The organism is Pseudomonas sp. 11/12A, assembly GCF_000800055.1.
Classification (GTDB): domain Bacteria; phylum Pseudomonadota; class Gammaproteobacteria; order Pseudomonadales; family Pseudomonadaceae; genus Aquipseudomonas; species Aquipseudomonas mohnii.
Genome location: NZ_JUGV01000001.1, coordinates 6,574,588 through 6,587,374, shown reverse-complemented (window position 1 = coordinate 6,587,374; position 12,787 = coordinate 6,574,588). Strand labels below are relative to the sequence as shown.

Sequence of the window (12,787 nt, the reverse complement as noted above, 5' to 3'; positions counted from 1 at the left end):
ATTTTCAAGGTGATTCCCTTTTTGATTCTTTTTGATTAGCCCCGAGTTTTCGGGGCTTTTTATTGGGCGGGATTTGGCTGGGCGGGGATTCGGCAGACCGTCAGGTCAAAGCAGATGCTGAGAAATCAGTTTCGAAATTTCCACCATCGAAGTCCTGCCGGTGAATTCGAACTTCACTTTTCCCAGCGACGAGAAGTAGATCTCCAGTTCGGAGTCCAGGTCGAACGTGCCTGAGGTTTCCACCGAGTACGCCACGATGTTTTTGTACGGTAACGAGGTGAAGTCTTTTTTGCTGCCGGTGATGCCTTGGACGTTGACCGAGATGATGCGTTTGTTGGTAAACACCACGCCGTCACGCATGGATTTGTAGGCATCGATAACGTGTTCGCCGTCGATCAACAGGGCGGAAACGCGTTCGGCGTATTCGTCGTTTTGCTTGAGTTTGAAGAATCCCTTGTTGTTGAAGTCAATCATCTGTCTTTCCCTGTTTATCCAATGAACGGCTTGTGCATGACTTCATACCGTATCTCGATCGATAGTGCAGGGCCAACCCCCACTCCACCGCTTTCCCCGCAATGGCTCGACCCATCTGCTCCGCAGAATCGCCCACGGTTCTGATGCTTCTTCTCACCTGCAATGCTTGCTATACATCCCCCTCGACAAGCCCTCCGGGCATCAGGCCAGTGAGTGAACGCCCCCGGCGGCACTCATCTAGACTGAATGGAGAGTCGTAGGCAGAACCGAACACGTCGCTTTGGTGCAGTTCGATCAATAGCGGCGTGGCAAGCTGCCGTTTATGCCCAGTAGAGGTGCGGCAAAGACCGCGTCGGGCACAACAAGATGCCCATTGAGGGTGCCCTGGCCAACGGCCTGACGATGCCACGATACCGTGACGTGGTGTGAATGCCGCAGCCGACACTTTCGGACGACCGACAACCCTATGGTTTGTCCGTGACCGTGAGGATTGCTGAATGCCTGATGAGAGTATGCACTTGCCTTTGGTCAACAGCCTGCTGGAGCGCCACAAGGGCGCTGCGGGTGCACTGTTGCCCATTCTTCACGATATTCAGGAGCGCATCGGCTACATCCCCGATGCCGCCGTCCCCGAGATTGCCCATGCGCTGAACCAGAGTCAGGCCGAGGTGCGCGGGGTGATCAGTTTTTACCATGACTTCCGCACCGCGCCACCCGCTCGGCACATTCTGCGGCTGTGCCGGGCTGAGTCGTGCAAGAGTCGCGGCGCCGAGCAACTGGCCGCGCAGCTGCGCGAACGCCTGCAACTGGACGACCACGGCAGCAGCGCCGATGGCAGCATCAGTTTGCGGCCGGTGTATTGCCTGGGGGCCTGCGCCTGTTCGCCGGCGCTGGAGCTGGATGGCCGGGTGCATGCGCGGCTCAGTGCCGAGCGTCTGGATGCCCTGCTTGACGCTTGCCGGGAGGACGCTTGATGCCGACTCTCTATCTGCCCTGTGATTCGCTGGCCCGTGCCGTGGGCGCCGATGAGGTGGCGACGGCCCTTACCACTCAGGCCCACGAACGCCCTCTGTCGCTGGAGCTGCAACGCACCAGTTCACGCGGCCTGTACTGGCTGGAACCGCTGCTGGAAGTGGACACCCCGCAAGGCCGTTTCGGCTTCGGCCCACTGACGGCGGCCGATGTGCCGTCGGTGCTTGATGCCCTGGGCGATCCATCCGCTCATCCACTGGCCCTGGGCCTGGTGGAAGACCTGCCCTATCTGAAGACTCAACAGCGCCTGCTGTTTGCCCGCGCCGGCATCACCCGGCCGCTGTCGCTGGACGATTACCGGGCCCACGGCGGTTTCGAAGGTTTGAACAGATCCGTCACCCTTGGCGGCGAGGAGACCGCGACCGAGGTGTTCGATTCAGGCCTGCGTGGCCGTGGCGGCGCGGCCTTCCCCGCCGGAATCAAATGGCGCACGGTGCGCCTCACCGAAGCGGCGCAAAAGTACATCGTGTGCAACGCCGACGAAGGCGACTCCGGCACCTTTGCCGATCGCATGTTGATGGAAGGCGACCCCTTCCTGCTGATCGAAGGCATGGCCATTGCCGGCCTGTGCGTCGGCGCCACCTACGGCTACATCTATGTGCGCTCGGAATATCCGGATGCCGTGGCCACCCTGCGCGAAGCGCTGGAAATTGCGCGTTCGAACGGTTACCTCGGCGCCAACGTCGGCGGCAGCGGCTTGGCCTTCGACATGGAAGTGCGGGTCGGTGCCGGTGCGTACATTTGCGGTGAAGAAACCGCGTTGCTGGACTCCCTCGAAGGCAAGCGCGGGATCGTGCGTGCCAAGCCGCCGATCCCTGCGTTGAAGGGCCTGTTTGGCCAGCCGACCCTGGTGCACAACGTGCTGACCCTGGCCTCGGTGCCGCTGATTCTGGCCAAGGGCGCGCAGTTCTATCGCGATTACGGCATGGGCCGCTCCCTGGGCACCATGCCGTTTCAACTGGCGGGCAATGTGCGTCACGGCGGGTTGGTGGAACGGGGCTTTGGCCTGACCCTGCGGGAACTGGTGGACGACTACGGCGGCGGGACCGCCAGTGGTCGGCCGCTGAAAGCCGCGCAAGTGGGCGGCCCCCTCGGCGCCTGGGTGCCGCCGTCGCAATTCGACACTCCGCTGGATTACGAGGCCTTCGCCGCCATGGGCGCGATGCTCGGGCACGGTGGCGTAGTGGTGGCCGACGACAGCCTGGACATGGCCCAGATGGCGCGTTTTGCCATGGAGTTCTGCGCCGAGGAATCCTGTGGCAAATGCACGCCGTGCCGCATCGGCTCGACCCGCGGCGTCGAGGTGATCGACCGCTTGCTGGCCGCACCGGACGCGAGCGGTCGCGATGAGCAGGTGATCATCCTCAAGGACCTGTGCGACACGATGCAATACGGTTCGCTGTGTGCGTTGGGCGGCATGGTTTCCTTCCCGGTTGCCAGCGCCCTCAAGCACTTCCCCGCCGACTTCGGCTTGCAGCCCTCGGAGGCCGAGCAATGATCACTCTCTTCGACCCGAAAACCGATATCGATCTGGGCACCCCTGCCCGTGACAGCGACGTGCACGTCACCCTGAATATCGACGGCCGCAGCATCAGCGTGCCCGAAGGGACTTCGGTGATGCGCGCCGCCGCGTTGCTGGGCACCACCATTCCTAAACTGTGTGCCACCGATAGCCTGGAAGCCTTCGGCTCCTGCCGCATGTGCCTGGTGGAGATCGACGGCATGCGCGGCTACCCGGCGTCCTGCACCACGCCGGTCAGCGAAGGCATGACCGTGCACACCCAGACGCCGAAGCTCGCGACCCTGCGCCGCAACGTCATGGAGCTGTATATCTCCGATCACCCTTTGGACTGCCTGACCTGCTCGGCCAACGGCAATTGCGAGCTGCAAACCGTGGCCGGTCAAGTCGGCCTGCGCGAAGTGCGCTACGGCTATGAAGGCGACAACCATCTGGCCGATGTGAAGGACACGTCCAACCCCTATTTCGACTACGACCCGAGCAAGTGCATCGTCTGCAACCGCTGCGTGCGTGCCTGCGAAGAAACCCAGGGTACCTTTGCCCTGACCATTACCGGGCGCGGTTTCGAATCCCGTGTGGCCGCGGCCGGTGGGGATGACTTCCTCGACTCCGAATGCGTGTCCTGCGGCGCCTGTGTGCAGGCCTGCCCTACCGCGACCCTGATGGAAAAAAGCGTGGTTGAACTGGGCCAGCCCGAGCGCAGCGTGATCACGACGTGTGCCTATTGTGGTGTGGGCTGCTCGTTCCGCGCCGAGATGAAAGGCGAGCAACTGGTGCGCATGGTGCCGGACAAGAACGGTCAGGCCAACCACGGCCACTCCTGCGTCAAGGGGCGCTTTGCCTGGGGCTACGCCACGCACCCGGATCGCATCACCAAACCGATGATCCGCCAGCACATCAACGATCCATGGCAGGAAGTCAGCTGGGACGAAGCGGTGACCTACGCCGCCAGCGAATTCCGCCGGCTGCAGCAGAAATACGGCCGCGACTCCATCGGTGGCATCACCTCCAGCCGTTGCACCAACGAAGAAACCTACCTGGTACAAAAACTGGTACGCGCCGCGTTTGGCAACAACAACGTCGACACCTGTGCGCGGGTCTGCCATTCGCCGACCGGCTATGGCCTGAAACAAACCCTGGGCGAGTCCGCCGGCACCCAGAGTTTCGACTCCGTGATGCAGGCCGACGTGATCCTGGTGATGGGCGCCAACCCCAGCGACGCCCACCCGGTGTTCGCCTCCCAACTCAAGCGTCGCCTGCGCGAAGGTGCGCGGCTGATTGTCATCGACCCGCGGCGCATTGATCTGGTGGATTCGGTGCACGCCCGCGCTGAATATCACCTGGCCCTGCGCCCCGGCACCAACGTCGCCATGCTCAACGCCCTGGCCCATGTGATCGTCACCGAAGGCCTGCTCAACCAGGCCTTTATCGACGCCCGATGCGAAGGCAGCGATTTCGCCAACTGGCGTGAGTTCGTCAGCCGGCCAGAAAACTCACCGGAAGTGCTGGGCGCGATTTGCGGTGTACCCGCTGCCGACATCCGTGCCGCCGCGCGCCTGTATGCCACCGGCGGCAACGCAGCGATCTACTACGGCCTGGGCGTCACCGAACACAGCCAGGGCAGCACCGCGGTCATGGGCATCGCCAACCTGGCCATGGCCACCGGCAACATCGGCCGCGAAGGCGTAGGCGTGAACCCGCTGCGCGGTCAGAACAACGTGCAGGGCTCCTGCGACATGGGCTCCTTCCCCCACGAACTGCCCGGCTACCGGCACGTCTCCAACGAGGTGGTGCGCACGCAGTTCGAACAGGCGTGGAACGTCACTCTGCAATCCGAACCGGGCCTGCGCATTCCCAACATGTTCGAAGCAGCCCTGGGCGGCAGCTTCAAGGGCTTGTATTGCCAGGGTGAAGACATCGCCCAGAGCGATCCGAATACCCAGCACGTCACCGCCGCGTTGTCGGCCATGGAGTGCGTGGTGGTGCAGGACATTTTCCTCAACGAAACCGCCAGGTTCGCCCACGTGTTCTTGCCGGGCAGTTCGTTCCTGGAAAAGGACGGCACCTTCACCAACGCCGAGCGGCGTATATCCCGGGTGCGCAAGGTCATGGAACCGCTGGGCGGCAAGGCCGACTGGGAAGGCACCGTGGCCCTGGCCAATGCCTTGGGTTACCCGATGCATTACAAACACCCGTCCGAAATCATGGATGAAATCGCCCGCCTGACACCGACCTTCACCAACGTCAGCTACGCCGAACTGGAGCGCCACGGCAGCCTGCAATGGCCATGCAACGCGGCGGCTCCGGACGGCACGCCGACCATGCACATCGAGGAATTCGTGCGCGGCAAAGGGCGTTTCATGCTCACCGGGTACGTGCCCACCGAAGAGAAGGTCAACAGTCGCTATCCGCTGCTGCTGACCACCGGGCGCATCCTCAGCCAGTACAACGTCGGCGCTCAAACCCGGCGTACCGAAAACGTTGCCTGGCACGAAGAAGACCGCCTGGAAATCCACCCGACCGACGCCGAGAGCCGGGGCATCAACGAAGGTGATTGGGTCGGCATCGGCAGCCGTGCCGGGCAGACGGTATTGCGTGCGCGGATTACCGAACGGGTTGCGCCGGGCGTGGTGTACACCACCTTCCACTTCCCGGAATCGGGGGCCAACGTGATCACCACCGACAACTCCGACTGGGCCACCAACTGTCCGGAGTACAAGGTCACGGCGGTAGAGGTCAGCCGCGTCTATCACCCTTCCGAGTGGCAAAAGCGCTATCAGGCCTTCAGCGACGAACAGGACCGTTTGCTCAAGGATCGGCGCCAGGCCCGTGGCGATAAAGCGGAGGTACGCCGATGAGCAACGACAACCTGATCAAGATGGCCAACCAGATCGCCCAGTACTTCGCCAGCCAACCGGACCAGGAACAGGCCGTGCTCAGTGTGCGCAATCACCTGCAAATGTTCTGGGCGCCGAGCATGCGCAAGGAACTGCTGGCCTGGCAGACCGAGCATCACGGGGAGAATTTACACCCGCTGGTGCAGGCGGCGGTGACCGGGGCGGGCTGGGAGGCTTAGCCCAATACTGAAAAACCACCTGTAGGAGCGAGCCTGCTCGCGATGGACCCAAGACCGCCGCGTTTAGCCTGAAAGCACGCGTCATCGTTGACGACCATCGCGAGCAAGCTCGCTCCCACAGGGGAATTGGCGGCGTCACCCTATTCCGCGTTCGACCAGGCCCCCAGAATTATCACCAGCACCCGCGATACCGCCCGTTTGGGCACCCCATCAGCGTGGCACAAACGCTGGATTTCGATGGCCGGACCAACGCCGCGCCGCCCATCACCGACGGCCACCACGCCGGGCTAATGCGACAGAGGAAATACCGTAGCGACAGGCCTGTATCCGCGATTATTCGACCTCAATGGGCCCTTTTGTCCCGGCATCGCTGTCGGTCCAGTAGTCTTCCCCCGTCAGGCGCCGATCACCCTGGATCGTGAACGTCATCTTGCCCTGGCGGAACTGCAGCGTGCCGTCGGTGCGCTTGGCGTTGACCCGCTTGCCATTGACCCAGACGTTCTCCTTCGAGTCGATACGTATGGTGGCGACGGTCGCTCCGGCGTCGCTCTTGGCGACCCACTGCCCGGCATACGGCGTCTGGGTGTTCGCGCTGTCGTTGGCGACCGGCGCTTGCGGATTGCTGAACCCGGCCTTGGCGTTTTCGGCCTTGCTCTTGTGGATATCGCAGCCCTCCAGTTCACTCATCTGGGTGCAACCGGATTGTTCGAGTTGTTTGCGGTACTTGTCGTTGATGGCATAGGCCGGGGACTGGGCAACGATCAACATGGCCAGCGCCGGCAGGATGATCCTCTTCATGTGTTCCTCTTCTCTGAGCGAAAGCGTGTCGACAGTCAGGTTATTCACTCTAGCCTGTATTGGTCATCGGTCAGCTGACACTGATCACTTCAACGTGAACAGGCAGCAGCAACGACCTGCGCTATCATCGCCCGCTTCGGTGCCCCAAGAGTCTTGAACCCGGATGTCCGTCACTCTGCCATTGCCTGCTGATCATCATTCACTGCCACCGGTTCTGGCCGGGCCGCTGTTACGCCGTCTGGAGCCCACGCGGCTGGTGATGTGGCTGGTCGGCTCACGGTCGCTGGCACTGACGTTGCGCGTGCAGGGCATCGCCGATAGGCGTCTGGATGCCGGGCAATGCACAGTCATTCAGGTGGGCACGCAGGCCTTCGTGCATTTGATCGACGTGACGCTGGAGGCCGACCTGCCCTGGGACACGCTGATCGAGTACGACCTGCTGATCGATGACGCCCAAACAGGTATCGCCGACTGGGCGCCCCATCTGTTGTACGGCGATGCCCGTCGTCCGAATTTCGTTCTGCGCTCACGCATCGATCAGTTGCTGCACGGCTCCTGTCGCAAACCTCATCACCCGTCAGCCGACGGCTTGCTGTGTGTCGATGCCTTGCTGGCGCAAACCCATGAAGCCAGCGAGCGCCCGGCACTGCTGATGATGAGCGGCGATCAGGTGTACGCTGACGATGTCGCCGGGCCGATGTTGCGGGCCATTCATGCCTTGATCGAGCGACTGGGGTTGTTCGGCGAGCACCTGGAAGGCGCCGTGGTCAGTGACAGCGCCAAACTCTACGAGCATCCCGCCAGCTACTACCACCGTGCGGATTTGTTACCGGCGCTTGAGAGCAACGAGACCTTGCGCGAGCGATTTTTCGGCGGGGCGCGCAAGCCGATTTTCACCAGTAGCAACGCCGACAACCATCTGGTGACCTTCGCCGAAGTCATGGCCATGTATGTGTTGGTCTGGTCGCCCACGCCCTGGACCTTGATTGCCCCGCAGCCGCCGACACTGACGCCGGACAGGGCTCAACGTTATGCGCTGGAACAAACCCGCATCGATGGCTTCAAGACCGGACTCGGCAAGGTCGCCCGGGCGCTGGCGCATTTGCCGACGCTGATGATTTTCGACGACCACGACATTACCGATGACTGGAATCTTTCCGCGCAATGGGAGGAAACGGCCTACGGCCATCCGTTTTCCAAACGCATCATCGGCAACGCACTGCTGGCCTACATGCTGTGCCAGGGCTGGGGCAACAACCCGGATGCCTTCAGCGGCGTCCTTGAAAAAGCGCGCCTGTTGAGCGCCACCGGGCAGGACCGTTACCTCGACAGCCCTGTGCAAGATGACTTGATCGACCAATTGCTGACATTTCAGAACTGGCACTACGTGCTGCCCACCCAGCCGGCCATGGTGGTGATCGACACCCGCACCCGGCGCTGGCGAAGCGAGATGAACCTCAAGCAACCCTCGGGCCTGCTCGACTGGGAAGCCCTCAGCGAACTGCAACAGGAACTGCTGGATCACCCGTGCGCGATCATCGTTTCGCCGGCACCGATCTTCGGTGTAAAACTGATCGAGACCGTGCAGCGGGTGTTCAGTTGGTGCGGTTATCCACTGCTGGTGGACGCGGAAAACTGGATGGCCCATCGCGGTGCGGCGCAGGTGATCCTGAACATTTTCCGACACTCGCGCACGCCGGCTAATTACGTGGTGCTGTCGGGGGATGTGCATTATTCCTTCGTCTACGAAGTGCTGATCCGACACCGCAAGGCCGGGCCGCATATCTGGCAGATCACCAGCAGCGGCATCAAGAACGAATTCCCCCGCGCCCTGCTCGAGTGGTTCGATCGCCTCAATCGCTGGCTGTACTCGCCGCGCTCACCGCTCAACTGGCTGACCAAACGTCGGCGCCTGCGCATCGTGCCGTACGTCCCCGAGCATGCCGAGGCCGGTGAACGGCTATGGAATTCGGCGGGGATCGGCCAGGTGTTTTTCAATGATCAGGGTCAGCCGCAAGATATCTATCAGCACAACGCCAATGGAGCGCCGAAGACGCGCATGGTGCCGCCCGAAGCTGAAGACTGAAGGAATGACCACCGCTCGTGATCATGACCGCAAACCTGTAGGAGCCAGCCTGCTGGCGATGACCCGAGTGCGCCGCGTTTAACCAGGCCACACGCGTTATCGTTAACGACCATCGCGACGGTGCGACGATTCGACAGGCTCGCTCCTACACATGACCGCAAACCTGTGGGAGCCAGCCTGCTGGCGATGACCCGAGTGCGCCGCGTTTAACCAGGCCACACGCGTTATCGTTAACGACCATCGCGACGGTGCGACGATTCGACAGGCTCGCTCCTACAATTAATCGTGTCACGAATAGAGGCGATGCGAATTGGACCTCACTCGAACCCTGATCATCGGCAACTCAGGTTCCGGCAAGAGCTGGCTGGCTGACCGATTGGCGCAGCCGTTGAACGTGCCATGGACCGATCTTGATCGCATTCACTGGCTCTGTGACGAACACAGCATCGCCCGCCCCCGGAACGAGGCCTTGGCCATGGCACGGGTGGCGGCCAGTGAAGAGCGCTGGGTCATCGAAGGGGTTTATGGCTGGATCGCCCGCGAACTTCTGCCCCGCGCCACCGCGTTGATCTGGCTGAGTGTTGAAGATGAGGATTGCGTGGCCAACATTCGCCAGCGCGAGGCCGGGCGCGATGAAGATGACCTGTTGCTGATCGCCTTGCTGGACTGGGCCGGTTGCTATCGCAAGCGTAAGGGATCCAGTGGGTTTGCGGCGCATCAGCGGCTGTTCGAGGATTTCACCGGCTCGCGCATTCAGCTGACGAATCGGGCGCAAATCACCGACTTCGCAACACAGACTCCGCCCGTGTAGGAGCAGCCACAAGCGGCTCCTGCACGAGAACCCGGTTCAGGCAGCTCCTATCGACAACGCTATCCCCCTAACAATCATATCCACCTCCCGCTCATCAATCGTCAGCGGTGGCAGCAGGCGGATGATCTGGCCCCGGGTCACGTTGATCAACAGGCTGTGATCCCGTGCGGCGATCAGGGACAGGTCGCGGATCGGTTGCTTGAGTTCGATACCGATCATCAAACCCTGGCCGCGAATCGCCAACACGTTCGGGTGGTCCGCCAGTTCCGCGCGCAATCTTTCGAGCAGGCGTTCACCCTGCGTCCGCGCGTTTTCCCGCAGTTGCTGTTCCTCGATGATGTCCAGCACAGTGCACGCGACCCGACAGGCCAACGGGTTGCCACCGAAGGTGCTGCCATGGCTGCCGGGCGTGAAGAGTTCGGCGGCTTTGCCACGGGCCAGGCAAGCGCCAATCGGGATGCCATTGCCCAGGCCTTTGGCCAGGGTCATGACGTCCGGCACGATGCCTTCGTGCTGGAACGCAAACCACTGGCCGGTGCGGCCGATGCCGGTCTGGATTTCATCGAGCATCATCAACCACCCGCGCCGATTGCACAGCTCACGCACGGCTTTGAGATAGCCCGGCGGCGCCAGTTGCACGCCACTCTCACCCTGGATCGGCTCCATCAGCATCGCCACGATGCGCGGGCCATGGGCTTGTTGCACCTGATCCAGTGCCTTGAGATCGCCGAATGGCACCTTGACGAAATCCCCCGGCAACTTGTTGAAGCCCAGGCGCACGGCCGGGCCGTCGCTGGCAGACAGGGTGCCCAGGGTCCGGCCATGAAACGCGTTCTCCATGACCACCACCAACGGTTGCTCAATGCCTTTGTGCCAGCCATACAGCCGCGCGATTTTCAGCGCCGTTTCGTTGGCCTCGGCACCGGAGTTGTTGAAAAACGCCCGCTCCATGCCGGCCAGACGCGTCAGTTTCTGCGCCAGTTGCTGCTGCCAATCGATGCTGTACAGGTTCGAGGTGTGCAACAGCAAACCGGCCTGTTCGCTGATGGCCGAGACGATTTTCGGGTGTGAGTGGCCGACGTTGGTCACCGCCACGCCGGCGATCGCATCCAGGTATTCACGACCGGCCTGATCCCACAGGCGTGTGCCAAGGCCCTTGGTGAAACTCAAGGCCAGCGGTTGGTAAGTGCTCATCAGGCAGGCGGCGGTCATGGCAAAAGCTCCCTCTACGGTCGGTGTTTTTGCAGTATGGTTAGCCACCAGCGCTGGATAAACTCAGCAAAACTTCATTCATTTTAAAGCCAGGCTTGATAATGGATTTGTTCCAGGCAATGAGCGTTTACGTACGTGTGGTCGAAGCCGGCAGCATGACCGCCGCCGCGCAGCAATGTGAGATGTCCACGACCATGGTGGGCAATCATCTCAAGGCCCTGGAGCAGCGCTTGGGTGTGCGCCTGCTCAACCGTACGACCCGGCGCCAGCGCCTGACCGAATTTGGCACGGCGTACTATCAACGCTGCCTCGAAGTGCTGGGGCTGGTGGCGGATTCCGAGCGCCTGGCGGAGCAAACCCACGATGAGCCCAGCGGCACCCTGCGCATCACCGCACCGTTGACCTTCGGCACCGAGCGCCTGGCGCCGGCCTTGAGTGAATTCAGCTTGCACAACCCGCGGGTGAAGCTGGACGTGGTGCTCACCAATCGACGCCCGGACTTGCTGGACAACGGCTTTGACGCGGCCTTCCGCCTGGGCGCACTCGAACCGTCCAACCTGATCGCCCGCCCGCTGATCGACTACACCCTGACCATGTGCGCCTCCAGGGAATACTTGGCGCGTCGGGGCACCCCGGAAAAACCCGAAGACCTGCAACAGCACGACTGCCTGGCGTTCGCCTACCCGGCCGGTGATGACTGGCAATCAGTGGCCCGGCAATGGCGCCTGCACGGTCCTGAAGGCGAAGTCGAGGTGGCGGTCAGCGGTCCGATGCTGATCAACAGCTCGGCGGGTTTGCATCAAGCGGCGCGTACCGGCATGGGCATCGTGATGGTGCCCGATGCGCTGGTGGAGCAAGACCTGCGGGAAGGCAAACTGGTCGCCCTGATGCCGAGCTATCAACTGCCGAGCCGGCCGATGCACCTGGTCTATGCCCAGGATCGACATCGTCTGCCGAAACTGCGTCGTTTCGTCGACTTCGCCGTGAAGATGTGGGGCAAGCACTCGCCACCCCTCACATCCTCGCCTTCACCAGCACCGGTTTTTCCTGATAGCGATCCGGGTACAGCTGCTTGAGCTGCGCCACTTTCGGCAGGTCGTTGATCACGATGTAAGGGTACGTCGGATGCTCGGTCAGAAAGTCCTGATGCTCTTCCTCCGCCGGGTAGAAACCGTTGTAGCTCTCCAGTTTGGTCACAATCGGTTTGTTGAATGCATGAGCGGCGTCGAGCTGGCTGATGTAGGCCTGGGCCACCCGTTGCTGTTCGCTGCTTTGGGTGAAAATGGCCGAGCGATACTGGGTGCCGGTGTCCGGCCCCTGACGGTTGAGCTCGGTCGGGTTGTGTGCCACCGAGAAGTAGATTTGCAGCAAGGTGCCATAGCTGACCTGACTCGGGTCGAAGGTCACTTCAACCGACTCCGCATGCCCGGTATTGCCATTGCTGACGCGCTCGTACCGGGCCGTGTCAGCGGCACCGCCCGCGTACCCCGAGACGGCATTTTTCACGCCTTTGACATGCTGGAACACCCCTTGAACGCCCCAGAAGCAACCACCGGCAAACACGGCGGTTTCGCTGTGGGCCTGCGTGCTTTCATCCAGGGTCGGAGGGGGCAGGACGACAGCCTCTTCAGCACCACCGAAAGAGAACGCCGAGCACTGACTGATGAGGCCGGCAGCGGCCAGTCCCAATAAGGTACGGCGCCACGTGAACAGGTTTTTCATGACGTTGACTCCTGAAGAATTGAGGACCATCAGCCGAAGGTAAAGGCGTAGGCCGAT

At 61.9% G+C, this 12,787-nt stretch carries 10 protein-coding genes and 1 pseudogene; 7 read left to right on the top strand and 4 right to left on the bottom strand.

The window, feature by feature from the left end; all coding sequences use genetic code 11:
* Positions 1-105: 105 nt before the first annotated feature.
* A complete protein-coding gene (locus GQ39_RS30095; protein ID WP_047538021.1) occupies positions 106-474 on the bottom strand; it encodes a PH domain-containing protein in 369 nt (122 codons plus the stop codon).
* A 497-nt stretch (positions 475-971) separates the two neighbouring features.
* On the opposite strand from GQ39_RS30095, the gene GQ39_RS30090 reads away from it, so the two are divergent.
* From GQ39_RS30090 to GQ39_RS30075, 4 genes are read left to right on the top strand one after another with little or no spacing between them, the layout of a single operon-like run.
* Positions 972-1,448: a formate dehydrogenase subunit gamma gene (locus tag GQ39_RS30090; RefSeq protein ID WP_047538018.1), complete on the top strand. Its 477-nt coding sequence runs from the start codon at positions 972-974 to the stop codon at positions 1,446-1,448.
* Positions 1,448-3,004: a formate dehydrogenase beta subunit gene (locus tag GQ39_RS30085; RefSeq protein ID WP_047538016.1), complete on the top strand. Its 1,557-nt coding sequence runs from the start codon at positions 1,448-1,450 to the stop codon at positions 3,002-3,004. Before GQ39_RS30090 ends, GQ39_RS30085 begins: the two co-directional genes overlap by 1 nt.
* Complete coding sequence (gene fdhF / locus GQ39_RS30080) at positions 3,001-5,883, top strand: formate dehydrogenase subunit alpha (RefSeq protein ID WP_047538013.1); 2,883 nt, start codon at positions 3,001-3,003, stop codon at positions 5,881-5,883. Before GQ39_RS30085 ends, fdhF begins: the two co-directional genes overlap by 4 nt.
* Positions 5,880-6,101 (top strand): formate dehydrogenase subunit delta, encoded by a 222-nt coding sequence (locus GQ39_RS30075; RefSeq protein WP_047538010.1) that lies wholly within the window; start codon positions 5,880-5,882, stop codon positions 6,099-6,101. The genes fdhF and GQ39_RS30075 overlap by 4 nt, the downstream gene beginning before the upstream one ends.
* 333 nt (positions 6,102-6,434) lie before the next feature.
* Here the strand turns inward: GQ39_RS30075 and GQ39_RS30070 are convergent, their stop codons facing one another.
* Positions 6,435-6,899 carry a hypothetical protein gene (locus GQ39_RS30070; protein ID WP_047538007.1) on the bottom strand — a complete coding sequence of 155 codons (465 nt, stop codon included), beginning with the start codon at positions 6,897-6,899 and terminating at the stop codon, positions 6,435-6,437.
* A 163-nt stretch (positions 6,900-7,062) separates the two neighbouring features.
* Here GQ39_RS30070 and GQ39_RS30065 point away from each other — a divergent pair, with 163 nt between their 5' ends.
* Both GQ39_RS30065 and GQ39_RS30060 read left to right on the top strand, forming a co-directional pair.
* On the top strand, positions 7,063-8,985 hold the full coding sequence (locus GQ39_RS30065; protein WP_047538004.1) for an alkaline phosphatase D family protein: 1,923 nt from the start codon (positions 7,063-7,065) through the stop codon (positions 8,983-8,985).
* 310 nt (positions 8,986-9,295) lie between these two features.
* Positions 9,296-9,796: an adenylate kinase gene (locus tag GQ39_RS30060; RefSeq protein ID WP_047538000.1), complete on the top strand. Its 501-nt coding sequence runs from the start codon at positions 9,296-9,298 to the stop codon at positions 9,794-9,796.
* A 36-nt stretch (positions 9,797-9,832) separates the two neighbouring features.
* Here GQ39_RS30060 and GQ39_RS30055 read toward each other — a convergent pair whose 3' ends face one another.
* Positions 9,833-11,008, bottom strand: a complete 1,176-nt coding sequence (locus tag GQ39_RS30055; RefSeq protein ID WP_047537997.1) for an aspartate aminotransferase family protein — start codon at positions 11,006-11,008, stop codon at positions 9,833-9,835.
* Positions 11,009-11,109: 101 nt separating this feature from the next.
* On the opposite strand from GQ39_RS30055, the pseudogene GQ39_RS30050 reads away from it, so the two are divergent.
* Positions 11,110-12,012: pseudogene (locus tag GQ39_RS30050) on the top strand (LysR family transcriptional regulator); the annotation flags it as partial.
* A gap of 10 nt (positions 12,013-12,022) precedes the next feature.
* Here GQ39_RS30050 and msrA read toward each other — a convergent pair.
* Positions 12,023-12,730 carry a peptide-methionine (S)-S-oxide reductase MsrA gene (msrA, locus tag GQ39_RS30045; protein ID WP_047537993.1) on the bottom strand — a complete coding sequence of 236 codons (708 nt, stop codon included), beginning with the start codon at positions 12,728-12,730 and terminating at the stop codon, positions 12,023-12,025.
* Positions 12,731-12,787 lie beyond the last annotated feature (57 nt).

Bases quoted from the DNA above. Each gene is read 5' to 3' on its own strand.
- GQ39_RS30095 (WP_047538021.1), bottom strand. From the start codon at position 474: ATGATTGACTTCAACAACAAGGGATTCTTCAAACTCAAGCAAAACGAC.
- GQ39_RS30090 (WP_047538018.1), top strand. From the start codon at position 972: ATGCCTGATGAGAGTATGCACTTGCCTTTGGTCAACAGCCTGCTGGAG.
- GQ39_RS30085 (WP_047538016.1), top strand. From the start codon at position 1,448: ATGCCGACTCTCTATCTGCCCTGTGATTCGCTGGCCCGTGCCGTGGGC.
- fdhF (WP_047538013.1), top strand. From the start codon at position 3,001: ATGATCACTCTCTTCGACCCGAAAACCGATATCGATCTGGGCACCCCT.
- GQ39_RS30075 (WP_047538010.1), top strand. From the start codon at position 5,880: ATGAGCAACGACAACCTGATCAAGATGGCCAACCAGATCGCCCAGTAC.
- GQ39_RS30070 (WP_047538007.1), bottom strand. From the start codon at position 6,899: ATGAAGAGGATCATCCTGCCGGCGCTGGCCATGTTGATCGTTGCCCAG.
- GQ39_RS30065 (WP_047538004.1), top strand. From the start codon at position 7,063: ATGTCCGTCACTCTGCCATTGCCTGCTGATCATCATTCACTGCCACCG.
- GQ39_RS30055 (WP_047537997.1), bottom strand. From the start codon at position 11,008: ATGACCGCCGCCTGCCTGATGAGCACTTACCAACCGCTGGCCTTGAGT.
- msrA (WP_047537993.1), bottom strand. From the start codon at position 12,730: ATGAAAAACCTGTTCACGTGGCGCCGTACCTTATTGGGACTGGCCGCT.